The sequence below is a fragment of the Pectobacterium polaris genome (genome assembly GCF_002307355.1).
Classification (GTDB): Bacteria; Pseudomonadota; Gammaproteobacteria; order Enterobacterales; family Enterobacteriaceae; genus Pectobacterium; species Pectobacterium polare.
The window spans coordinates 491,027-513,197 of sequence record NZ_CP017481.1 but is presented as its reverse complement, the minus strand read 5'-3'; the positions used below and the strand labels follow the sequence as shown (position 1 = coordinate 513,197).

Below are 22,171 nucleotides of genomic sequence, written 5' to 3'. Positions count from 1 at the left end.
TGTTTTTTGCTCGTTTGAGAGGTTATTCGCTTGTTTGACCGTTATGAATCAGGTGAACGGGCTATATTAGTTCATATTTTCTTTTCGCAAGATAGAGATACGGAAGATTTGCTGGAGTTTGAATCTCTGGTTTCTTCTGCCGGTATTGAATCCTTGCAGGTTGTTACTGGCAGCCGTAAATCGCCTCATCCCAAGTATTTTGTTGGGGAAGGTAAAGCTGAAGAAATTGCTCAGGTAGTAAAAGAAACTGGCGCGTTTGTCGTGCTGTTTGATCATGCGCTGACGCCTGCTCAGGAACGTAACCTGGAGCGTTTGTGCGAGTGCCGGGTGATCGATCGTACCGGACTGATTTTAGATATTTTTGCCCAGCGTGCGCGTACGCACGAGGGGAAATTACAGGTAGAGCTGGCACAGCTGCGCCACCTTGCGACCCGACTGGTTCGCGGTTGGACGCACCTCGAACGTCAGAAAGGCGGTATCGGTTTACGTGGCCCGGGTGAAACCCAGCTTGAAACCGACCGTCGTTTATTGCGTAACCGTATCATGCAGATACTGTCGCGTCTTGAACGGGTAGAAAAACAGCGTGAACAAGGGCGCCGGTCACGGGTTCGTGCCGATGTCCCCACCGTTTCGCTGGTGGGCTATACCAACGCGGGTAAATCCACGCTGTTTAACAAGATTACATCGGCGGGTGTCTATGTCGCCGATCAGTTATTTGCCACACTGGACCCAACATTGCGCCGCATTCAAGTGGATGATGTTGGTGATACGGTGTTGGCGGATACCGTAGGTTTTATCCGGCAGTTGCCCCATGATTTGGTAGCTGCGTTTAAGGCTACATTACAGGAAACACGTCAGGCCTCGCTGCTGCTGCACGTTGTTGATGCCGCCGATCCTCGTCTTGACGAGAACATTGAAGCGGTTGATGACGTATTGGCGGAAATTGAGGCGGACGAAATACCTGCGCTGTTGGTAATGAACAAAATTGATATGCTGGATGATTTCGTTCCGCGTATCGATCGCAACGAAGAGAACCTACCGGTGCGGGTCTGGCTTTCAGCACAGACTGGCGACGGTATTCCGTTGCTATTTCAGGCATTAACTGAGCGGCTTTCCGGGGAAATCGCACAACATACCTTGCATCTTCCCCCGCAGGCAGGACGCTTGCGTAGTCGTTTTTACCAGCTTCAGGCAATAGAAAAAGAATGGATTGAAGAGGATGGGCAAATTGGTCTGGTTATTCGTATGCCGATTGCTGACTGGCGCCGCCTCTGCAAAAAAGAGCAGGAACTGATGGACTATATTGTCTGATTTGACTGGCATAAACAGTCTGAACGGTGAAATAGTCTGACGGACTCTGGGATATTGAACCTGAAGAACACCTATCATAAAGAATGGAGCTAAAACATGGCGTGGAATCAGCCCGGTAATAACGGACAAGACCGCGACCCGTGGGGGAGCAGCAGCAATAATGGCGGCAACTCTGGCGGAAATAACAATAAAGGTGGCCGAGATCAGGGGCCGCCGGATCTGGACGACATCTTCCGTAAACTGAGCAAAAAACTCAGCGATCTGGGTGGCGGAAAAGGTTCTGGCTCAAGCAACAGTGGAAATTCTGGTGGCCCAGCGTTGGGTGGCCGGATCGTCGGTATCGCTGCCGTCGCTGCGGTTGTCATCTGGGCTGCTACTGGTTTCTATACCATTAAAGAAGCGGAACGCGGTGTCGTAACGCGCTTTGGTAAGTTCAGCCATTTGGTTGGTCCGGGTCTTAACTGGAAACCGACCTTTATCGATTCTGTTCGCGCGGTGAACGTTGAATCGGTGCGTGAACTGGCGACGTCGGGCGTGATGTTGACGTCAGATGAAAACGTCGTGCGCGTTGAAATGAACGTGCAGTATCGTGTCACGCAGCCAGAACAATATCTGTTCAGTGTAACCAATGCGGATGACAGCCTGCGTCAGGCAACTGACAGTGCGCTGCGCGGCGTTATTGGTAAATACACGATGGACAAAATTTTGACGGAAGGCCGTACCATCGTGCGTACGGATACCCAGCGTGTACTGGAAGAAACGGTTCGTCCGTACAACATGGGTATCACGCTGCTGGACGTCAACTTCCAGACCGCGCGTCCGCCGGAAGAAGTTAAGGCGGCGTTTGATGATGCGATTGCCGCACGTGAAAACGAACAGCAATATATTCGTGAAGCGGAAGCGTACGCGAACGAAGTACAGCCGCGTGCTAACGGTCAGGCTCAACGTATTCTGGAAGAGTCTCGCGCTTATAAAACGCGTACCGTTCTGGAAGCTCAGGGTGAAGTTGCCCGTTTTGCCAGAGTCTTACCGGAATATAAAGCTGCGCCAGAAATCACCCGCGAGCGTTTATATATCGAAACGATGGAACGCGTGCTGAGCCATACCCGTAAAGTTCTGGTTAATGACAAAGGAAGCAACCTGATGGTGCTGCCGTTGGATCAGATGCTGCGCGGACAAGGCGGTGAAAACACGCAAAGCAACAACAGCAGTGCTAATCCACTGCGTTTGCCTAGCAACAGCAGCGGTGCGGCGAATAGCAACCAAACGCGTAGCAGTAACAATGGAAATATCATGGATCAGCGCAGAGCAAATGCGCAGCGTGATGACCTCACTCGAGTAGGGAGAGAATAATCGATGCGTAAGCCCTTACTATTTATCTTGATCCTGGTACTGATGGTGGTCTATGCGTCACTGTTTGTGGTGCAGGAAGGCCAGCGCGGCATTGTGATGCGTTTTGGCAAAGTATTGCGTGATGACGAGAATAAGCCGCTGATCTATGTACCGGGATTGCAGTTCAAGATTCCGTTTATCGACTCAGTGAAAATGCTGGATGCACGTATCCAGACGATGGAAAACCAGGCTGACCGCTTTATCACTAAAGAGCAGAAAGACCTGATTGTCGATTCCTACCTCAAATGGCGTATCAGCGATTTCAGCCGCTACTATCTGGCAACGGGCGGTGGTGACATCTCTCAGGCTGAAGTGCTGCTGAAACGTAAATTCAGTGACCGTCTGCGTTCTGAGATTGGTCGTCTGGATGTGAAAGGCATTGTTACCGACTCACGTGGTCAACTGATGTCTGACGTGCGTGAAGCGCTGAATACCGGTACCGGTGAAACGACCGAAGCCGATAATGCGATTGCTTCTGCTGCTGCACGTGTTGAGAAAGAAACAACGAGCAACGAACCTCATATCAACCCTAACAGTATGGCTGCGCTGGGTATTGAGGTTATCGATGTGCGAATTAAGCAGATCAACCTGCCAACTGAAGTGTCTGACGCGATTTACCAACGTATGCGTGCAGAGCGTGAAGCGGTAGCACGTCGCCACCGTTCACAAGGTCAGGAAGAAGCTGAAAAGCTGAAAGCGACGGCAGACTATGAAGTTACCCGTACGCTGGCTGAAGCTGAACGTCAGGGACGTATCACTCGTGGTGAAGGGGATGCCGAAGCGGCGAAACTGTTTGCTAACGCATTCAGTGAAGATCCTGACTTCTACTCCTTCATTCGTAGCCTGCGTGCGTATGAAAGCAGCTTCAGTAGTAATCAGGACGTAATGGTTCTCAGCCCGGATAGTGACTTCTTCCGCTACATGAAGTCACCGGACAGTGTGTTGCCACGCCGCTGATAGTCATTAACTGACGTCTTTCATCAAGCCCGGGTTATATCTCCGGGCTTTTTTTTGCCATTTTCTGGCAGAGACAAATCCACGGGTTTTGGTCCTGTTCGTACTTGAAGCGGGAAAAGGGGTTGTTATGAATTCAACGATTTGGCTGGCGCTCGGGCTGGTTTTGGTACTCGAAGGTCTGGGGCCGCTGCTGTTTCCCGGTCTCTGGCGGCGTATGATTTTGGGGATAGCGCAGTTGCCGGATACTATTTTGCGTCGTTTTGGCGGTGGAATAGTTGTTGCTGGGTGCGTGATCTACTACATGTTGCGTAGCCGGATGGGTGGCTAAAATTAAGCGGAAAAATGTGCGCAATCGTGTGCTAAAAGTACTGAAAGCATCCAAATGAGATGGTAGAATCCTTTTTTAAGCAACCTGGTGATTCTTGAAATGGGTAAGAACGTCGTCGTACTGGGCACCCAATGGGGTGACGAAGGTAAAGGCAAGGTCGTTGACCTGCTGACTGAACGGGCTAAATATGTTGTGCGCTATCAGGGTGGACACAACGCTGGCCACACGCTGGTTATCAACGGTGAAAAAACCGTCCTTCATTTAATTCCTTCTGGCATTCTGCGTGAAAATGTTGTCAGCATCATCGGTAACGGTGTTGTGCTGGCGCCTGACGCATTGATGAAAGAAATGACGGAGCTTGAAGCGCGTGGCGTCCCGGTACGCGAACGTCTGCTGCTTTCTGAAGCCTGTCCGTTAATCCTGCCTTATCACGTCGCACTGGATAACGCGCGTGAAAAAGCGCGTGGTGCGAAAGCAATTGGTACGACTGGCCGTGGTATCGGTCCTGCGTATGAAGATAAAGTTGCTCGCCGTGGTCTGCGCGTTGGCGATCTGTTTGATAAAGAAACCTTTGCCGTCAAACTGAAAGAGATCGTCGAATACCATAACTTCCAGTTGGTTAACTACTATAAAGCTGATGCTGTCGACTACCAGAAAGTGTTGGACGACGTGTTAGCGATTGCCGATATTCTGACTGCGATGGTCGTTGATGTTTCCGATCTGCTGTACAAAGCGCACCTGCGTGGCGATTTCGTCATGTTTGAAGGCGCGCAGGGTACGCTGCTGGATATCGACCACGGTACTTATCCGTACGTGACTTCCTCAAACACCACTGCGGGCGGCGTTGCTACTGGCTCTGGTCTGGGTCCACGCTATGTAGACTACGTACTGGGTATCGTTAAAGCTTACTCTACCCGTGTAGGTGCAGGTCCATTCCCGACTGAACTGTTTGAAGAAGTCGGCGAACATCTGTCTCAGAAAGGTAACGAGTTTGGCGCGACAACGGGTCGTCGTCGTCGTACCGGCTGGCTGGATGCAGTTGCCGTACGTCGTGCGGTACAGATCAACTCGCTGTCTGGTTTCTGCCTGACCAAGCTGGATGTTCTGGACGGTCTGAAAGAGATTAAAATCTGCGTAGGCTATCGTTTGCCGAATGGCACCGAAGTGGATACTACTCCGCTGGCTGCTGAAGGCTGGGAAGGCCTTGAGCCGATTTACGAAACAGTGCCGGGCTGGTCTGAAAGCACGTTTGGCGTGAAAGATCACAGCAAACTGCCGCAGGCTGCGCTGAACTACATCAAACGTATCGAAGAAATCACTGGCGTGCCGATTGATATTATTTCTACCGGCCCAGATCGTAGCGAAACGATGGTGTTGCGCGATCCGTTCGACGCTTGATTTTGCCATCCATTATTAATGGGTGATGCGAAGATGAAAAAGGACGGGATTCCCGTCCTTTTGCTATCTACTGTTTCGCCGCCGTGATGTAAGCAACGACGGCTTCTATCTGTTATTCCTGAGCTTCTTTCGCCTTCTGCGCTTTGTTCTTCAGGCCATCCAGCAGCTTATTGTGGATGTTGCTAAACCCGCCGTTGCTCATCACCAGAATGTGGTCGCCAGGCTGTGCAGTCTTGACGATGTTTTCTACCAGCGTGTCAATATCAGCACTCCAGTGAGCGGGCTGTACACAGGCTTCCGCAACTTCTACCACTTGCCATGGAATATGTACTGGCTGGAATAGGAAAACTTCATCGGCGCGGCCTAATGACGGTGCCAGTTCGTTTTTGCACATCCCCAATTTCATGGTGTTCGAGCGGGGTTCAAGTACGGCCAGAATACGCGCTGTACCGCCAACTTTGCTACGTAGCGCCGACAGCGTCGCCAGAATCGCAGTCGGGTGATGCGCAAAATCGTCATAAACCGTGACGCCATGCTCTGTACCACGTAATTCAAGGCGACGGCGAGCGTTGATAAATCCACCCAGTGCGCGGCAAGCATCAGCGGGGAGTACGCCAACGTGGTGAGCGGCAGCGATGGCCATCAGCCCGTTGTGCATGTTGTGTTCACCCACCAGCTTCCAGTGGACTTCACCGACGAGTTCTTTATTCAGGTAAACCTGATATTGGCTGGCATCGGTCGACACTTTTTGTGCCCGCCATGTGCCTTCTTCGCCGACCAGTTCTTGTTCACTCCAGCATCCCATTCCCATCACCTGTTTGAGGTTAAGGTCATTGGCTGGCAGGATGATCTTCCCGCTGCCCGGCACCAGTCGCACAAGATGATGGAACTGTTTCTGAATGGCTTTCAGATCGTCAAAGATGTCGGCGTGATCGAATTCAAGATTGTTGAGCACCAGCGTTCTTGGGCAGTAATGTACGAATTTGGAGCGTTTGTCGAAGAATGCACAGTCATATTCATCGGCTTCGAGCACCATGAACGGGCTGTCGCCTAAGCGTGCGGAAACGGTGAAGTTGCCGGGAACGCCACCGATCACAAAGCCGGGCTGGTAGCCGCAATCTTCCAGAATCCAGGTGACCATCCCCGCCGTGGTGGTTTTGCCATGTGTGCCCGCAACGGCAATCACCCAGCGATCGCGCAGCACATAATCATGCAGCCACTGTGGACCGGAAACATAAGGTAAACCCTGTTCCAGCACGGCCTCAACGCACGGGTTTCCGCGCGTCATCGCATTACCGATGATGATCAAATCAGGAGCGGGGCTAAGCTGTGCCGGATCGTATCCCTGAATCAGCGTGATTCCCTGCTCTTCAAGTAAGGTACTCATGGGGGGATAAACATTTGCATCTGAGCCTGTGACATCATGCCCCAGCGAACGAGCAAGCAGGGCAAGGCCACCCATAAAGGTGCCGCAGATACCTAAAATATGAATACGCATACATTTTCCATCTTCACAGTGAGTCTGCGTCACATTCTAACGCTATGAATCCGCCATAAGAAATGGATTTGACTAGGTACTCACTTTCTCTTTGGGCTACACTGCATGCGCAAACGTTGGCGGTGCAGAAATGAAACCGCTTTTCATCCGTAGATTCTGGAATAGTGTTATGAAAACGTTAGGCGAATTTATCGTCGAAAAACAGCACGATTTCTCTCACGCCACAGGTGAGCTTACCGCGCTGCTGTCTGCTATTAAACTGGGTGCCAAGATTATTCACCGTGATATCAATAAAGCGGGTTTGGTTGATATCCTGGGAGCCAGCGGTATTTCTAATGTTCAGGGCGAAGTGCAGATGAAGCTCGATCTGTATGCCAATGAGAAACTGAAAGCTGCATTAAAAGCACGTGGTGAAGTGGCAGGTATTGCCTCCGAAGAAGAAGACGAAATTGTTATCTTTGAAGGTGATAAGGCGGAAAATGCCAAGTATGTGGTTCTGATGGATCCGCTGGACGGTTCGTCGAATATTGATGTGAACGTCTCTGTCGGTACGATTTTCTCTATTTATCGTCGTATTACGCCGCTGGGTACGTCAGTCACGGAAGCTGACTTCTTGCAGCCGGGTAGTCAGCAGGTTGCTGCGGGTTACATCGTTTACGGTTCTTCAACCATGCTGGTGTATACCACGGGTCACGGCGTTCACGCCTTTACCTACGATCCGTCGCTCGGTGTGTTCTGTCTCTCGCATGAAAAAGTTTGCTTCCCGGAAAAAGGGAATATGTATTCCATCAACGAAGGGAACTACATCAAGTTTCCTGCTGGCGTGAAGAAATACATCAAATACTGTCAGGAACAGGATGAAGAAACGCAGCGTCCTTATACGTCGCGTTACATCGGTTCACTGGTCGCAGATTTCCACCGTAATCTGCTGAAAGGCGGAATTTACCTGTACCCAAGCACCGCGAGCTATCCGAAAGGCAAACTGCGTTTGCTGTACGAATGCAACCCGATGGCGTTTCTGGCGGAGCAGGCGGGCGGTAAGGCTAGCGACGGTAAAAACCGTATTCTGGATATCACGCCAGAGAAGCTGCATCAGCGCTCACCGTTCTTCGTAGGAACAGAATCCATGGTTGATGACGTCGAACGTTTCATCCGTGAATTCCCAGACGCCTAATTAACATTAATTAGTCGTTGATATAGTCCCGTGTGGTCGACTTGGCTACACGGGATTGCCTTTAAAGCTGTGCTTCGAACCAACTCTCCAGAATAATCACCGCAGAGGCAGCGTCTACGCTACCTTTATCCAGTGCTTTAAAGCCACCGCGTTCGAAGAGATCGGCTCGCGCTTCCACCGTACTCAAACGTTCATCGTGTAGCTCAATAGCGATGCCAAAACGGCCATGCAGTCGGTTAGCGAACTTCCGTGCCCGTGCTGTCAGCGGTTGCTCAGTGCCATCCATGTTGAGCGGCAGGCCGACGACGACCAGATCGGGCTGCCATTCTGACAACAGCTTCTCCACTTTTTGCCAGTCGGGTATCCCTTCCTGCGCCTTGAACGATGTCAGTGCGCGTGCCGTACCGGTAATTTCCTGACCGATGGCGACACCGATGCTTTTTGTCCCAAAATCAAAGGCAAGAATGGTTCTGCTGCTCATCAGGCATGTCCTGCTTCAGTGGAGATATTATGAATATCGATGCCCAACTTTCTGGCCGCCGCCCGCCAGCGTTCGGCAATTGGCGTATGGAACAGAATGTCTTGATCGGCTGGCGTTGTTAGCCAGGCATTATCCAGCAGTTCCTCTTCCAACTGACCGTTCTCCCAGGCGGAATAGCCTAAGGCGACCAGCGTATTTTTCGGCTGCTGGGGTGTGCCTAACGTTTCCAGCACGTCTTTTGACGTGGTGATCATGGTGTCTTCAGAAATACTGATGCTAGAACCGAAGCCAGGGCAGGGCGTATGCAGGATAAAGCCACGGTCGTCCGCCAGTGGGCCACCCACAAAGACGGGTTTATCCAATCGGATGGCGGGATCGCGCGGTGTTGGGTCTATTTTTAGCTTTTCCAGCACCTTTTCCACGGAAAACTGATCCATCGGTTTGTTGATGATCAGCCCCATGGCTCCGTCTTCATTATGTTCGCAGATATAGACCACCGAACGTTTAAATACAGAGTCCTGTAGCGCTGGCATAGCAATGAGGAAGTGATGCTGTAAATTCATTGTGTATTTTAATCGATATCCGTCAGCGTTGGAGAAACGGCCCGTATTGCGCGGGCCGGGTAGCGTATCAGGTGTCTCTGGTCTTAGCGGGTACGTGCAGCCAGACGCTTTTCAATGGCGTCCATCAGCATACCGGTGATGGAAACATCCGGGTAAGCCGCTTCGATTTCACGCACGCAGGTCGGACTGGTGACGTTAATTTCTGTCAGGCGGTCACCGATAATATCCAGACCGACGAAAATCAGGCCTTTGGCTTTTAAGGTTGGTGCGACATCACGGGCGATTTTCCAGTCGCTTTCGGTCAGCGGACGCGCTTCGCCGCGACCACCGGCTGCCAGATTACCACGTGTCTCACCGCTTTTCGGGATACGCGCCAGGCAGTAAGGAACGGGTTCGCCATCCACCACCAGCACGCGCTTGTCGCCGTCTTTAATTGCAGGCAGATAGTTTTGCGCCATGCAGTAGCGGGTTGCGTGTTCGGTCAGCGTTTCGATGATGACTGAGACGTTGGCATCATCCTGCTTCAAACGAAAAATAGACGCGCCGCCCATGCCGTCGAGCGGTTTGAGAATGACGTCGCCGTGTTTTTCATGGAACTGACGCAGTTTGTCTGCACGACGCGTAACGAGCGTATCAGGCGTCAGATGTGGGAACCAGGCGGTGAACAGCTTCTCATTGCAATCACGCAGGCTCTGCGGTTTGTTGACGATCAGCGTGCCTTTTTCTTCCGCACGTTCAAGGATATAGGTGGCGTAGATGAATTCCGTATCGAACGGCGGATCTTTACGCATCAGCACCACATCCAACTCTTCCAGCGCAATATCCTGCTCGCCGGAGAAATCGTACCAGCCGTCGTAATCGTACTGGACGCTCAGGCGACGCGTTGTTGCACGTGCGACGCCTGCATGCATATAGAGATCGTTCATCTCCATATAATGCAGTTCCCAACCACGGCGCTGTGCTTCCAGCAGCATGGCAAAGCTGGTGTCTTTCTTGATATTGATGGTGTCAATCGGGTCCATCACGATACCGAGTTTGATCATTCTTTTCTCCTTTACCCCAAATCGCCGAAACGTACCTGTAAGGCGGTCATGGCGGTGAGTGCAGTGGTTTCTGTGCGCAAGACGCGTGGCCCCAACAGGATATCAGTGAATCCGTGTTCTGAGGTCATGGTAATTTCACCGGCGGTGAGCCCGCCTTCTGGGCCGATCAGTAGCCTGACCCGATCGACCGGCAGTGGTAACGTATTGATGCTCTGTGTGGCGCGTGGGTGCAGATTCAATTTCAACGCGTTGTCTTGTTCTGCACACCAGGCTTCCAGCGTCATCGCTGGCCGCACCAACGGCACACAATTGCGGCCGGACTGCTCACAGGCGGCGACCGCAATTTTCTGCCACTGGCTAATTTTTTTCTCCATACGCTCGGCATCCAGTTTGACGCCACAGCGTTCAGAAAGCAGTGGTGTAATCACATTGACGCCCAGCTCGATGGATTTCTGAATGGTAAATTCCATCTTCTCGCCGCGCGACATCACCTGTCCCAGATGTAAATGTAGGGGCGATTCTTTATCTTCCAACTTACCTGCTGTGAAGCGAACGCGCACACTCTTTTTGCCAGCCGCGATGATTTCTGCATCAAAGGCATGATTGCTGCCATCAAACAGCTGCAATGACTGACCCGTCGTCATGCGTAACACGCGACCCACATGATTGGCGGCATCGTCACTCAGTTCGACTTCACCGCCGTTAAGGGGGAGCGTTTCGGGATGAAAAATGCGTGGTACTCGCATACTGGATTCAGACCTTTGAATAAAATAGAACGGCGCAAAACCACCGTCATCTGACGGTGGTTACGCTGGAAATTGATTCGCTATAGTAGGTAGACGAACTAGCGCTGGCAAGCTTGTTGAACGTAGGGATTCGGGTTTCCCTGTTTTGCGGCGATGCGCTGATTGCGGGTACATTCCCACTGTGTGACGGGGTATTGCTTATCCCAGGCTTCGAACAGCTGGGTTTGCTGGCTGGAAAGGCGTAATTGATAGCGGTCGCGCATGTAGAAATAGGTACGCGCGATCTGGCCGCGAGCGCGAGTGGGCGGTTCTGCCAGATTATTTTTGAAGTCGACCTTCATCTCGCATTGACCATATTGGGCTGCACCACCGTTCCATTGCCCATACATGGCATTACCACGATCGCCGTTTACCTCGCCGATAGCGGGCTGCAGGTTATGCAAATCGGTTTCCATCTCACGGTAGACAGGATCGCTGTTACAGTTCTTTCTGCCGCCATCCTGCCAGCACTGGCGCTGGTGGCCGAACTGCCAGGCGGGTACAACGTGCTCCCATTCGATACGGCTGGCACGCTGCTCATTTTTCCTCACTTGATAGCCACAGGCTTCAAGGTCGGGCGTACCTTTTTTGCCCTGCCACGTAATCTTGCAGCCACAGTAGAACGAACCCGGCGCATCGCGATTAATGTCGACTGCGGCGGCTTTTGCTTGCGAAAAATTATTGATGTTTTGACCCAGCGCGGTGGCCGAAAACAGACCCGCGCCTACGGCGGCGATAGCGAGAATTTTGCGTAGCATATTCCAAATAATCCACTGGCTGTAAAATTGGCAGACTACCGGATGTCTCGTCGGCAGGCAAATGCAAAAGCAGTTTTTAAAACTGGAAATTCCCTTTTAAATAGAACTTTTTACATCATGACGTAAGGTTTTCCCGCAACGACGACAGCGATATTCTGTTTCGCCGCGCAGCACCCGATTGTGCCGACGGATCGTCAACTCATGCCGTTGGCAATCACACAGGTAGGTGAAGGTTTTCCCCTGTACGGATTGCACCGCAAACCGATGCGTGCGTTTTGCCGGGACGCACAGCACGTTTTCCATCATCCAGCGCCATTCCTTGCCATGCGGTGCGACACGGCCAAAACGTGCATAAACCAGCAAGTGAGCCAGTTCATGGGGAACCACTTCATCGATAAAGGCCTGCTGGTTTTCCTGCAACAAGACGGGATTCAGCCGAATTTCCCAGTGTTGCAGCCAGGCCGTTCCTGCCGTTGAACCGCGTTGCTGGTAATTTACTGTTGGCTCGGTGTAGTCCGTCTGCAAGGTGAGGTTAGCCTGCTGCAATTTATCACGCAGACAGCGCATCACAGCCTGATGGCTGGCAATGGGGATTCGGGGTGTGTTCATTGCTGTGAGCATAAATTGAGAGGCAGGGAGACGCAATAGGCGAAGCGGAGGGAAATTCAGGGGAAGCCAGAATGAAAAACGGCGAACTCTCATTCGCCGTTTTATACCCGTCATACTTCAAGTTGCATGTACGTTGGCTTCGCTTAGTCACCCGAATCACTTACTTGAGTAAGCTCATCGGGACTCCCTCGCTTGCCGCCTGCCTGAAACTCGAATTATTTAGGGTATAGTCTTTATTGCATCGCCAGATTACAGGCCCGCAGCTGCTCGCAGCTCTGCGGCTTTGTCCGTTTTTTCCCACGGGAAATGTTCGCGGCCAAAGTGACCATAGGCAGCTGTTTCCTGATAAATCGGATGCAGCAGATCCAGCATCTGGATTAAGCCGTAAGGACGCAGATCGAAGAATTCGCGCACCAGCAGCGTCAGTTGCTCAGTGGACACTTTCTCTGTGCCGAAGGTTTCGATCATGATGGACGTCGGTTCTGCCACGCCGATAGCGTAGGACACCTGAATTTCGCAGCGATCGGCCAGACCAGCCGCGACGATATTCTTGGCAACATAGCGTGCAGCATAGGCAGCAGAACGGTCTACTTTAGACGGATCCTTACCGGAGAATGCACCGCCGCCGTGACGTGCCGCGCCGCCGTAGGTATCAACGATAATTTTACGACCAGTCAGGCCGCAGTCACCCATTGGGCCACCGATAACAAAGCGCCCGGTTGGGTTGATGAAATATTTGGTATTGGCAGACAGCCATTCTGCAGGCAGAACTGGCTTGATGATCTCTTCCATCACCGCTTCATGCAGATCTTTCTGGCTGATGTCTTCTGAATGCTGAGTAGACAGCACCACGGCATCGATGCCGGCAATCTTGCCATCGTCGTACAGGAACGTAACCTGACTTTTTGCGTCTGGGCGCAGCCACGGCAGAGAACCGCTCTTGCGGACTTCTGACTGGCGCTGAACCAGACGGTGTGCATAAGTCACGGGTGCTGGCATCAGGACGTCGGTTTCGTTGGTCGCGTAACCGAACATCAGACCCTGATCGCCTGCGCCTTGTTCCAGCGGATCGCGGCGGTCAACGCCCTGATTGATGTCAGGAGACTGCTTGCCAATCGCGCTCAGTACGGCACAAGAGTTAGCGTCAAAGCCCATTTCAGAATTGACATAACCAATATCACGCACGGTACGACGGGTAATTTCTTCAATGTCGACCCAGGCGCTGGTAGTAATTTCACCACCGACTAACACCATTCCGGTCTTTACATAAGTCTCACAAGCGACACGCGCTTTTGGGTCTTGCTCCAGAATGGCGTCGAGAACCGCATCAGAAATCTGGTCAGCAATTTTATCAGGATGTCCTTCAGAGACTGACTCGGACGTAAAAAGGTGTTTAGCCATGAGTTTCTTTACCTTCAAATCAAAGCCGTTAAGCAGTGTATCAGTTAATCGGTATAGACGGATTAACATCTGGATGGCTATTTTAGGTCACCTTTTGGTCTCAGTGCCAGTAGTTTTTCGCATTAGCACGCCATCGTCCTTTTATCATCGGCCGTTTTTTCTTTTACAAGAGATGACTAGCGGTAATTTTCATTTTGCTTTTCCAGCAGCATGTAGGTATAAACGGCGAGCGGTGATGCAACCCGCGACATCTTGAATTTTTTATTGATAGCTGACCGCATAGCCTGCGGCGCACGTGGAGGTGGTAGGATTAATGATCCGTTGTTTACTGAGTGTATTGCGTTCGCAATATGTCCCTTTTGACGCTACCGCGTCCGCGACTCAACCCTTCTTTTCCGTTTCTCGACGTAGCCTGTCTTTAAATTCGACACAGGACTCCAGGGCTGGTTAACCTGCCTGTTATTCTTTCTGCCAGAAGCGTTTAGCGTCTTTCTGGTCACGTTCGCCCGGTGGTTTTCACAACGAGTTTTATCGACCCGTAACACGGAGCCTGACAACGTGTTTTACACTAATAAGAGTAATAAAGTGACGGCATACTTCACTACGCCGGTTTTTTCACTGTCGATGCCGCATGTTGCAGGTATGCTCATGTGGGCTGTTTATTCAGGTACTGATGTGATCCGCAGTCTAGAAAAAGAAGAGGTTCGTTATGTCTGACGACATGATTCATCACGGCTCGTCAGCGACGGGTAAACATGAAAATTTGCGCTCTATGCAGGAGGTTGCCATGAATGACCGTAATGCCAGCGAAATGCTTCGTACTTACAATATTGCCTGGTGGGGCAATAATTACTATGACGTCAATGAACTCGGCCACATTAGCGTGTGCCCAGATCCTGACGTACCAGAAGCTCGCGTCGATCTGGCCAGATTGGTCAAAGATATGCAGAAAGATAACCATCAGCGCCTTCCTGCGCTGTTCTGCTTTCCGCAAATCCTTCAGCATCGCCTGCGTTCTATTAACGCCGCGTTTAAACAGGCTCGCGAATCGTTTGGCTATGAAGGCGGGTATTTTCTGGTTTATCCGATCAAGGTTAACCAGCATCGTCGCGTCATTGAGTCACTGGCTAATTCCGGTGAACCGTTGGGTCTGGAAGCAGGTTCAAAAGCGGAGCTGATGGCAGTACTGGGCCACGCGGGCATGACCCGCACGGTGATTGTGTGTAACGGCTACAAAGACCGTGAATACATCCGTCTGGCACTCATCGGTGAAAAGCTGGGCCACAAGGTGTATCTGGTCATCGAGAAGATGTCCGAAATTCGGCTGGTGCTGGAAGAAGCCGAGCGCTTGAATGTGGTGCCGCGCCTTGGCGTCCGTGCGCGTCTGGCTTCTCAGGGGTCGGGCAAGTGGCAATCCAGCGGCGGTGAAAAATCCAAGTTTGGTCTGGCGGCGGTCCAGGTGCTGCAACTGGTTGAGATGCTGCGCGAAGCGGGGCGGTTGGATAGCCTGCAACTGCTGCATTTCCATCTGGGATCGCAGTTGGCGAATATCCGTGATATTGCGACGGGCGTGCGTGAGTCTGCGCGCTTCTATGTCGAACTGCATAAGCTGGGCGTAAATATCCAGTGCTTCGACGTCGGTGGCGGGTTGGGCGTGGATTATGAAGGCACACGCTCTCAGTCTGATTGTTCAGTGAACTATGGCCTGAATGAATACGCCAACAACGTGATTTGGGGCATCGGTGATGCCTGTAACGAAAACGGGTTGCCGCATCCGACGGTTATCACCGAATCTGGCCGTGCGGTAACCGCGCACCATACCGTGTTGGTTTCCAATATTATCGGGGTTGAACGCAACGAGTTCAGTGACCCGACTGAGCCGGAAGAAGGCGCTCCGCGTGCGCTTGAGAGCCTGTGGTCAACCTGGAAAGAAATCAAGCAGCCGGGGAAACGCCGTTCGCTGCGTGAATGGCTGCATGACAGCCAGATGGATTTGCACGATGTGCACACCCAGTACACGCACGGCATGTTGGATCTGACGCAGCGTGCGAAAGCAGAGCAGCTTTATCTGAGCATCTGTCAGATGATTCAGCAACAGCTGGATCCGAGCAACCGTGCGCACCGGCCGGTGATTGATGAGTTACAGGAGCGGATGGCTGACAAGCTGTATGTCAACTTCTCGCTGTTCCAATCCATGCCGGATGCATGGGGGATCGATCAGTTGTTCCCGGTCATGCCATTGGAAGGGCTAAACAAGCCGCCTGAGCGCCGTGCTGTCGTGCTCGACATCACCTGTGATTCCGATGGTACGATCGATCATTATGTCGATGGTGACGGGATCGCGACGACGATGCCAATGCCGCCTTACGATCCAGAAAATCCGCCGTTGTTGGGCTTCTTTATGGTCGGGGCCTATCAGGAAATTTTGGGGAATATGCATAACCTGTTTGGCGATACGTCGACCGTTGACGTGTTTGTCTTCCAGGATGGCACCGTTGAGATTGAAGAATCTGACGAAGGGAATACGGTTGCCGACATGCTGGAGTATGTGCAGCTTGACCCCAAAGTGCTGATGACCCGTTTCCGCGATCAGGTGAAAGAAACTGACCTGGATACCGAACTTCAGGCGCAGTTCCTGGAGGAGTTTGAAACCGGGCTGTACGGCTATACTTATTTGGAAGATGAAGAATAAGTGTGACTGACTGAGTAAAAAGGGATGCGAGTGAGCATCCCTTTTTTTTCGTCTATCGCTCAGATAAGCGAATGACTCATATTGATATCAGTTGCTGGTTTTGGAAGGGAATCAAATTCTTCAATGACGCTGTCTTTGAAGATAATTTTAGCAATAAGCAGTAAAGAGTTTTTATCCTGAACGCCATATTTATTCAGTAATCGTGATTTGCTGTTCAGTACTGACTTCTTATTTAATCCGATGATATCGGCAATCGCTTCCGCTGTGTAGCCCGCACACCAATGCTGGAATACGGCATATTCAGATTTTGACAGTCTGACGGGACTGAATAAACGGCGGTCGTGAAGGTGGACGAAATCGAGTAATTTATAAAAAGAATCGATGGCTGCTGACTTTGAAATAAGAATCGTTTTTTCGTCAATGCACACGGGAGGGTGATTGGGTGAATTATTGATGATAACGAACGACGACGCCATATTATAAAAGTGAGTTCTTATCGACTCGTAGTATTCCTCAAAGCCCTCGCTGCTACCGTCAATGATGAAAATACATTTCTTCTTTCCTTGCTGCAGCGTAAACCTGTTGACGGGTTTTATCGAGAGCATAGGGATACTAGATAGGATTTCCCGTAATCCCACCGTGGTAAAATTGCATTTACTGAAAATTCTCACATCCATGATTTTTAACACATATGAGTTTATTGTCTGAAAGTGGCCATAAACCAATAATCGTTGCTGATGTTATCCAGTTATTAAGAAATCGCGATCCTGAAATGCCTTTAAATCGCTAAAAAGGTGGAGCTTCTAGAGAAACCTGCGGGCGCGACAACAGGTTTTATCATATATCTATATGATCAAACTGGAAAAAATTTTATTGGTTTAACATAGTATGCTTGATTTACTGGTTTATTTCTATCTTTAAATACAGGGGGTTACTCCATCATTCTTGTTTATTGCGACGGATGTCTCTGTGTTAATCGCGATTGTCTGTTTTTCCGTATGCCGCCGCATTCGCGGAGTGCTGCTTCCAACATCTGGAAATCTGCCGAGATTCGTTTCTTAAAAAGAGAACGGAAAGTAAATATGATTGAAAATAGCTATCTATTTATATCTATTAATTCTTAAATCCTATCATGAAGAAGATAGAAGCGATTGCAGATAGCTGTTATGTAACAGCTTACCGTGAATATGATGGGGATGATAGTGGTCGGATGACTAGCGGGCAATTGAGATTTTTTCAATTGCCCTTGGGTAGACGTTTTGCAAGTAATCAGGGCGTGGAATTACTTCCCAGCAGCAATACGTTCACGAATGTGTTTCGCGCGGCCTTCTGATGAAGGGTGAGAATCGAACATGCTGCTCTCACGACCGGCATCCAGTTTGGCAAGTTTTTCAAAGCTGCTTGCCAGACCTTCCAGCTTGACGCCACGTTTCTTCAGTAGATCGAAGGAGTAATCGTCTGCCTGCGTTTCCTGAGTTTGAGAGAATTGGGAATTAACCAGTTCTTCTCCCAGATCGGCGAGTTGAGACTGTGACAGGGACGCCGCTACGCCACCCGCAGAGCCAATGGCAGTACGTGCAGCAGTCGCCGCATAGGCAACCTGCATGGCTTTACGCGTATGGCCCAGCGCAACGTGGCCAATTTCGTGGCCGAGAACGCCTTCCACTTCATTGTCATTCATCATATCCATCAGGCCGCTATATACGCGGATGCAACCGTTAGCCATTGCCCAAGCGTTAACGTCTTTTGTCAGATAAACCTTATAGTTGGCCGGTGTACCGTTGATGTCATGACCCAGTGCATCTGCAATTTTATTCAGGCGCTGTGTGTACTTGCTGTCGGCAGGAGCAATCTTTGCTTCTTTATCCATTTGCTCACAGGACTGATTGCTGAGCGATTTCACATCAGCATCGCTGAGTGTTGCCGCCTGGAAAGCCTGTGCGCCGGATTGCATTAAGGTACTGGTGTTTAAGTTCTGGCAGCCAGTCAGCAAGGTTGCGACACACAGCGCCAGTACAGAAGAACGAATAGCCATAAAAATCATCTCCATACGATTAATGTTTATTTTTTAATATCAAAAAAGCGGCTTTAAGGTACCCGAAAACGGCATTGATAAATAGATCGGAAAATCTGATTTGTATTTTTTCTGATAGCCCGTAGGCCATGAATTTTGTTTCCGGTGCGTTCCAAAAAGAGGCTGTGGATAAAGGTAAACCCACTGGAAAACAGTGCGTATGGCGCTGCAATCCACTGCACAATTGGCAAAAGAACCGCCATTGATTCGTTAGCCGATAAATCCCTGTTTTTTGCTCACGGTTCCATGTGCATTCCCTCTGCTTTTCATGTACATTTGTAATCATATTTATTTTGTCATTCTTGTTTAAATTGTTGTTTTTTATCGATTATTCAAGAAAGGCAGCCGTTCAATCCGATCTGGAGTCAAGCATGTCCTCTCGTAAAGAACTTGCCAATGCTATCCGTGCGCTGAGCATGGATGGGGTGCAGAAAGCCAAATCCGGTCACCCTGGTGCACCGATGGGCATGGCCGATATCGCCGAAGTGCTGTGGCGCGATTATCTTAACCATAATCCGACCAACCCTAACTGGGCCAACCGTGACCGCTTCGTGCTGTCCAACGGCCACGCTTCCATGCTGATTTACAGCCTGCTGCATCTCTCCGGCTACGACCTGCCGATTGAAGAACTGAAAAACTTCCGTCAGCTGCATTCCAAAACCCCAGGTCACCCTGAATACGGCTACACCGCCGGCGTTGAAACCACCACTGGCCCGCTGGGTCAGGGTGTTGCCAACGCGGTGGGTATGGCGATTGCCGAGCGCACGCTGGCAGCACAGTTCAACCGTCCGGGCCACGAGATTGTTAACCATCATACCTACACCTTCCTGGGTGACGGCTGCATGATGGAAGGGATTTCCCACGAAGTCTGCTCGCTGGCAGGCACCATGAAGCTCGGCAAACTGACCGCGTTTTATGATGACAACGGCATCTCCATCGACGGTCACGTTGAAGGCTGGTTTACCGACGATACCGCTGCCCGCTTTGAAGCCTACGGCTGGCACGTTGTGCGCGGCGTAGACGGTCACGATGCGGACGCTATCAAGCGCGCTATCGGCGAAGCACAGCTGGTTACCGACAAGCCGTCGCTGCTGATGTGCAAAACCGTGATTGGCTTCGGTTCACCGAACAAAGCCGGTACGCACGATTCCCACGGTGCACCGCTGGGTGATGCGGAAGTCGCGGCTTCCCGCGAACAGCTGGGTTGGGCGCACGCGCCGTTTGATATCCCAACTGACATTTATGCCGCATGGGATGCTAAACCTGCCGGTCAGCGTAAAGAAGCGGCCTGGGACGAGGCGTTTGCTGCCTACGCCAGTGCTTACCCTGAGCTGGCTGCTGAGTTCAAACGCCGCACCGGCGGTGAACTGCCGACCAACTGGCAGGCAGACGCACAGAAATTTATCGACGATTTGCAGGCGAATCCGGCGAAAATCGCCAGCCGCAAAGCGTCACAGAACGCGCTGGAAGCTTACGGCAAACTGCTGCCGGAATTCCTGGGCGGCTCTGCTGACCTGGCACCGAGCAACCTGACCATCTGGTCTGGCTCGGTTTCACTGGATAAAGACCACGCAGGTAACTACATCCACTACGGCGTGCGCGAATTCGGTATGACGGCGATTGCCAACGGGATTGCGCTGCACGGTGGTTTTGTACCGTACACCGCAACCTTCCTGATGTTTGTGGAATACGCGCGTAATGCTGTGCGTATGGCCGCGCTGATGAAAATTCGCAGCATCTACGTTTACACCCACGACTCCATCGGTCTGGGCGAAGACGGCCCGACTCACCAGCCGGTTGAACAACTGGCAAGCCTGCGCGTCACGCCGAACATGAGCAACTGGCGTCCGGCTGATCAGGTGGAAACGGCGGTGGCGTGGAAATACGCAATCGAGCGTCAGGATGGCCCAACGTCGCTGATCCTGTCTCGTCAGAACCTGGCGCAGCAGCCACGTACTGCTGAGCAGTTGGCGAACGTGGCAAAAGGCGGCTATGTGCTGAAAGACAGCGAGGGTCAACCTGAGCTGATCCTGATTGCCACCGGTTCTGAAGTTGAACTGGCTGTCGGCGCGTATGACAAACTGACTGCCGCAGGCCGCAAGGTACGCGTAGTGTCCATGCCGTCTACGGATGCGTTCGACAAGCAGGATGCTGCCTATCGTGAAGCAGTGCTGCCAAAAGCAGTATCGGCACGCGTAGCAATTGAAGCGGGTATCGCGGACTACTGGTTCAAGTACGTCGGCCTGAACGGCGCGATTGTCGGCATGACGAGCTTCGGCGAATCGGCTCCGGCTGAGCTGCTGTTCGAAGAATTCGGCTTCACTGTCGATAACGTCGTTGAAAAAGCGCAGGCGCTGCTGAAGTAATCCCGCCGCGTTAATCTCGATATGAGAAGCCGTCAGCTAACGCTGGCGGCTTTTTTTCATCTTAATTTAACCCACCTCTCGATGCGTGTTGTCTGCCCCTCGATCGCGGCTTTTTCATTTTTATGACGCAGGTCACTCTTCTGGCGTGTGCCAAACGAGAATATTTCTTTTATGCGTTAATTCGTTTATTCTAGCTGAAGCGTTTCAGTTGTTGTGCTGACGGCGTTTCTCCAGGGGTTCTCTGGTGTCTAAGAAGGGTATATCCTATGCGCTGGGTAACTCTGCCACGACACAAGGAATCACAAGGAACGCTATGACGATTCGTATTGCGATAAACGGTTTTGGCCGCATCGGCCGCAGTGTTTTACGTGCGTTGTATGAATCGGGTCGCCGAGCCGAGATTACGGTTGTGGCGATTAATGAGCTGGCGAGCGCGGAAGGCATGGCGCATTTGCTCAAGTACGACTCCAGTCACGGCCGTTTTTCGTGGGATGTGCGTCAGGAGTGCGACCAGCTTTATGTCGGTGATGACTGTATTCGTCTGTTGCATCAGACAGAGATTCAGCCATTGCCCTGGCGAGAACTCGGTATCGATATCGTGCTGGATTGCAGCGGCGTCTACGGTAGCCGGGAAGATGGGGAAGCCCATCTGGCGGCAGGTGCAAAGAAAGTGCTGTTTTCTCATCCGGGAACGACGGATCTGGATGCCACGGTGGTGTTTGGCGTCAATCACCATCAGTTGGAAAGCGGGCACCGCATTGTTTCCAATGCATCCTGCACGACCAACTGCATTATCCCGGTCATCAAACTGCTGGATGATGCCTTTGGTATCGAGAATGGTACGGTGACGACGATTCACTCGTCGATGAACGATCAACCGGTGATCGATGCTTATCATCACGATCTGCGGCGTACACGAGCCGCCAGCCAGTCGATCATTCCGGTAGATACTAAACTGTCGGCGGGGATCACCCGTATTTTTCCGCAGTTTGTCGATCGTTTTGAGGCGATCTCGGTGCGTGTACCGACGATTAACGTCACGGCAATTGACCTGAGCGTTAGCGTCAGGAAAGCCGTAAATGTGAATGAAATTAACGCACTATTGCAAAAATCAGCGCATGAGTCGTTTCGTGGTATAGTTGATTACACTGAATTGCCGCTAGTGTCGGCTGATTTTAACCACGATCCGCACAGTGCCATTGTCGACGGTACGCAGACACGGGTCAGTGGTCAGCATCTGATTAAAACATTGGTCTGGTGCGATAACGAATGGGGCTTTGCCAACCGGATGTTGGATACAACACGGGCGATGGCGGCCAGCGGTTTCTAGTACGACGGTGG

19 protein-coding genes are annotated in these 22,171 nt (G+C 51.4%); 9 read left to right on the top strand and 10 right to left on the bottom strand.

Annotated features, from left to right (window positions below; translation table 11 throughout):
• Positions 1–30 precede the first annotated feature (30 nt).
• From hflX to BJJ97_RS02255, 5 genes are all read left to right on the top strand, one after another.
• Complete coding sequence (gene hflX / locus BJJ97_RS02275) at positions 31–1,311, top strand: ribosome rescue GTPase HflX (protein WP_095700693.1); 1,281 nt, start codon at positions 31–33, stop codon at positions 1,309–1,311.
• A 96-nt stretch (positions 1,312–1,407) separates the two neighbouring features.
• Entirely contained in the window at positions 1,408–2,664 is a 1,257-nt protein-coding gene (hflK, locus tag BJJ97_RS02270) for an FtsH protease activity modulator HflK (RefSeq protein ID WP_095700692.1), read from the top strand.
• 3 nt (positions 2,665–2,667) lie between these two features.
• Positions 2,668–3,660, top strand: a complete 993-nt coding sequence (hflC, locus tag BJJ97_RS02265; protein WP_039487362.1) for a protease modulator HflC — start codon at positions 2,668–2,670, stop codon at positions 3,658–3,660.
• A 127-nt stretch (positions 3,661–3,787) separates the two neighbouring features.
• The gene (locus tag BJJ97_RS02260) at positions 3,788–3,988 is read left to right on the top strand and encodes a DUF2065 domain-containing protein (RefSeq protein ID WP_039487365.1); all 201 of its coding nucleotides are present in this window, start codon (positions 3,788–3,790) and stop codon (positions 3,986–3,988) included.
• A 99-nt stretch (positions 3,989–4,087) separates the two neighbouring features.
• Positions 4,088–5,386 carry an adenylosuccinate synthase gene (locus BJJ97_RS02255; RefSeq protein WP_095700691.1) on the top strand — a complete coding sequence of 433 codons (1,299 nt, stop codon included), beginning with the start codon at positions 4,088–4,090 and terminating at the stop codon, positions 5,384–5,386.
• A 112-nt stretch (positions 5,387–5,498) separates the two neighbouring features.
• Here BJJ97_RS02255 and mpl read toward each other — a convergent pair whose 3' ends face one another.
• Positions 5,499–6,884 (bottom strand): UDP-N-acetylmuramate:L-alanyl-gamma-D-glutamyl-meso-diaminopimelate ligase, encoded by a 1,386-nt coding sequence (mpl, locus tag BJJ97_RS02250; protein ID WP_095992947.1) that lies wholly within the window; start codon positions 6,882–6,884, stop codon positions 5,499–5,501.
• A 169-nt stretch (positions 6,885–7,053) separates the two neighbouring features.
• Here mpl and fbp point away from each other — a divergent pair, with 169 nt between their 5' ends.
• Positions 7,054–8,058, top strand: a complete 1,005-nt coding sequence (fbp, locus tag BJJ97_RS02245; RefSeq protein WP_039487368.1) for a class 1 fructose-bisphosphatase — start codon at positions 7,054–7,056, stop codon at positions 8,056–8,058.
• 61 nt (positions 8,059–8,119) lie between these two features.
• Here fbp and ruvX read toward each other — a convergent pair whose 3' ends face one another.
• From ruvX to metK, 7 genes are all read right to left on the bottom strand, one after another.
• Entirely contained in the window at positions 8,120–8,539 is a 420-nt protein-coding gene (gene ruvX / locus BJJ97_RS02240) for a Holliday junction resolvase RuvX (protein ID WP_039487371.1), read from the bottom strand.
• Entirely contained in the window at positions 8,539–9,102 is a 564-nt protein-coding gene (locus tag BJJ97_RS02235) for a YqgE/AlgH family protein (RefSeq protein ID WP_095700688.1), read from the bottom strand. The genes ruvX and BJJ97_RS02235 overlap by 1 nt, the downstream gene beginning before the upstream one ends.
• Positions 9,103–9,185: 83 nt before the next feature.
• Positions 9,186–10,145: a glutathione synthase gene (gene gshB / locus BJJ97_RS02230; RefSeq protein ID WP_010285797.1), complete on the bottom strand. Its 960-nt coding sequence runs from the start codon at positions 10,143–10,145 to the stop codon at positions 9,186–9,188.
• An 11-nt stretch (positions 10,146–10,156) separates the two neighbouring features.
• Positions 10,157–10,891 (bottom strand): 16S rRNA (uracil(1498)-N(3))-methyltransferase, encoded by a 735-nt coding sequence (gene rsmE / locus BJJ97_RS02225; RefSeq protein WP_095992946.1) that lies wholly within the window; start codon positions 10,889–10,891, stop codon positions 10,157–10,159.
• Between the two features lie 98 nt (positions 10,892–10,989).
• The gene (gene endA, locus BJJ97_RS02220; protein WP_095992945.1) at positions 10,990–11,688 is read right to left on the bottom strand and encodes a deoxyribonuclease I; all 699 of its coding nucleotides are present in this window, start codon (positions 11,686–11,688) and stop codon (positions 10,990–10,992) included.
• A 96-nt stretch (positions 11,689–11,784) separates the two neighbouring features.
• On the bottom strand, positions 11,785–12,297 hold the full coding sequence (locus tag BJJ97_RS02215) for a SprT family zinc-dependent metalloprotease (protein ID WP_095992944.1): 513 nt from the start codon (positions 12,295–12,297) through the stop codon (positions 11,785–11,787).
• A 249-nt stretch (positions 12,298–12,546) separates the two neighbouring features.
• Positions 12,547–13,698 (bottom strand): methionine adenosyltransferase, encoded by a 1,152-nt coding sequence (gene metK, locus BJJ97_RS02210; protein WP_095992943.1) that lies wholly within the window; start codon positions 13,696–13,698, stop codon positions 12,547–12,549.
• A gap of 709 nt (positions 13,699–14,407) precedes the next feature.
• Here metK and speA point away from each other — a divergent pair.
• Positions 14,408–16,390, top strand: a complete 1,983-nt coding sequence (speA, locus tag BJJ97_RS02205; RefSeq protein ID WP_095992942.1) for a biosynthetic arginine decarboxylase — start codon at positions 14,408–14,410, stop codon at positions 16,388–16,390.
• A gap of 59 nt (positions 16,391–16,449) precedes the next feature.
• Here the strand turns inward: speA and BJJ97_RS02200 are convergent, their stop codons facing one another.
• The gene (locus BJJ97_RS02200; protein ID WP_095700684.1) at positions 16,450–16,995 is read right to left on the bottom strand and encodes a helix-turn-helix transcriptional regulator; all 546 of its coding nucleotides are present in this window, start codon (positions 16,993–16,995) and stop codon (positions 16,450–16,452) included.
• A gap of 677 nt (positions 16,996–17,672) precedes the next feature.
• Positions 17,673–18,425, bottom strand: coding sequence for a metalloprotease LoiP (loiP, locus tag BJJ97_RS02195; protein WP_095700683.1), 753 nt, complete (start codon positions 18,423–18,425; stop codon positions 17,673–17,675).
• Between the two features lie 410 nt (positions 18,426–18,835).
• Here loiP and tkt point away from each other — a divergent pair, with 410 nt between their 5' ends.
• On the top strand, positions 18,836–20,830 hold the full coding sequence (gene tkt / locus BJJ97_RS02190; RefSeq protein ID WP_095992941.1) for a transketolase: 1,995 nt from the start codon (positions 18,836–18,838) through the stop codon (positions 20,828–20,830).
• Positions 20,831–21,143: 313 nt separating this feature from the next.
• Positions 21,144–22,160, top strand: coding sequence for an erythrose-4-phosphate dehydrogenase (epd, locus tag BJJ97_RS02185; protein WP_039487404.1), 1,017 nt, complete (start codon positions 21,144–21,146; stop codon positions 22,158–22,160).
• The last annotated feature ends 11 nt before the right edge of the window (positions 22,161–22,171 follow it).

What these genes read in the sequence shown, in the direction of transcription:
- hflK (WP_095700692.1), top strand. Translation starts at nt 1,408, where the DNA reads ATGGCGTGGAATCAGCCCGGTAATAACGGACAAGACCGCGACCCGTGG.
- hflC (WP_039487362.1), top strand. Translation starts at nt 2,668, where the DNA reads ATGCGTAAGCCCTTACTATTTATCTTGATCCTGGTACTGATGGTGGTC.
- BJJ97_RS02260 (WP_039487365.1), top strand. Translation starts at nt 3,788, where the DNA reads ATGAATTCAACGATTTGGCTGGCGCTCGGGCTGGTTTTGGTACTCGAA.
- BJJ97_RS02255 (WP_095700691.1), top strand. Translation starts at nt 4,088, where the DNA reads ATGGGTAAGAACGTCGTCGTACTGGGCACCCAATGGGGTGACGAAGGT.
- mpl (WP_095992947.1), bottom strand. Translation starts at nt 6,884, where the DNA reads ATGCGTATTCATATTTTAGGTATCTGCGGCACCTTTATGGGTGGCCTT.
- fbp (WP_039487368.1), top strand. Translation starts at nt 7,054, where the DNA reads ATGAAAACGTTAGGCGAATTTATCGTCGAAAAACAGCACGATTTCTCT.
- ruvX (WP_039487371.1), bottom strand. Translation starts at nt 8,539, where the DNA reads ATGAGCAGCAGAACCATTCTTGCCTTTGATTTTGGGACAAAAAGCATC.
- BJJ97_RS02235 (WP_095700688.1), bottom strand. Translation starts at nt 9,102, where the DNA reads ATGAATTTACAGCATCACTTCCTCATTGCTATGCCAGCGCTACAGGAC.
- gshB (WP_010285797.1), bottom strand. Translation starts at nt 10,145, where the DNA reads ATGATCAAACTCGGTATCGTGATGGACCCGATTGACACCATCAATATC.
- rsmE (WP_095992946.1), bottom strand. Translation starts at nt 10,891, where the DNA reads ATGCGAGTACCACGCATTTTTCATCCCGAAACGCTCCCCCTTAACGGC.
- endA (WP_095992945.1), bottom strand. Translation starts at nt 11,688, where the DNA reads ATGCTACGCAAAATTCTCGCTATCGCCGCCGTAGGCGCGGGTCTGTTT.
- BJJ97_RS02215 (WP_095992944.1), bottom strand. Translation starts at nt 12,297, where the DNA reads ATGAACACACCCCGAATCCCCATTGCCAGCCATCAGGCTGTGATGCGC.
- metK (WP_095992943.1), bottom strand. Translation starts at nt 13,698, where the DNA reads ATGGCTAAACACCTTTTTACGTCCGAGTCAGTCTCTGAAGGACATCCT.
- speA (WP_095992942.1), top strand. Translation starts at nt 14,408, where the DNA reads ATGTCTGACGACATGATTCATCACGGCTCGTCAGCGACGGGTAAACAT.
- BJJ97_RS02200 (WP_095700684.1), bottom strand. Translation starts at nt 16,995, where the DNA reads ATGCTCTCGATAAAACCCGTCAACAGGTTTACGCTGCAGCAAGGAAAG.
- loiP (WP_095700683.1), bottom strand. Translation starts at nt 18,425, where the DNA reads ATGGCTATTCGTTCTTCTGTACTGGCGCTGTGTGTCGCAACCTTGCTG.
- tkt (WP_095992941.1), top strand. Translation starts at nt 18,836, where the DNA reads ATGTCCTCTCGTAAAGAACTTGCCAATGCTATCCGTGCGCTGAGCATG.
- epd (WP_039487404.1), top strand. Translation starts at nt 21,144, where the DNA reads ATGACGATTCGTATTGCGATAAACGGTTTTGGCCGCATCGGCCGCAGT.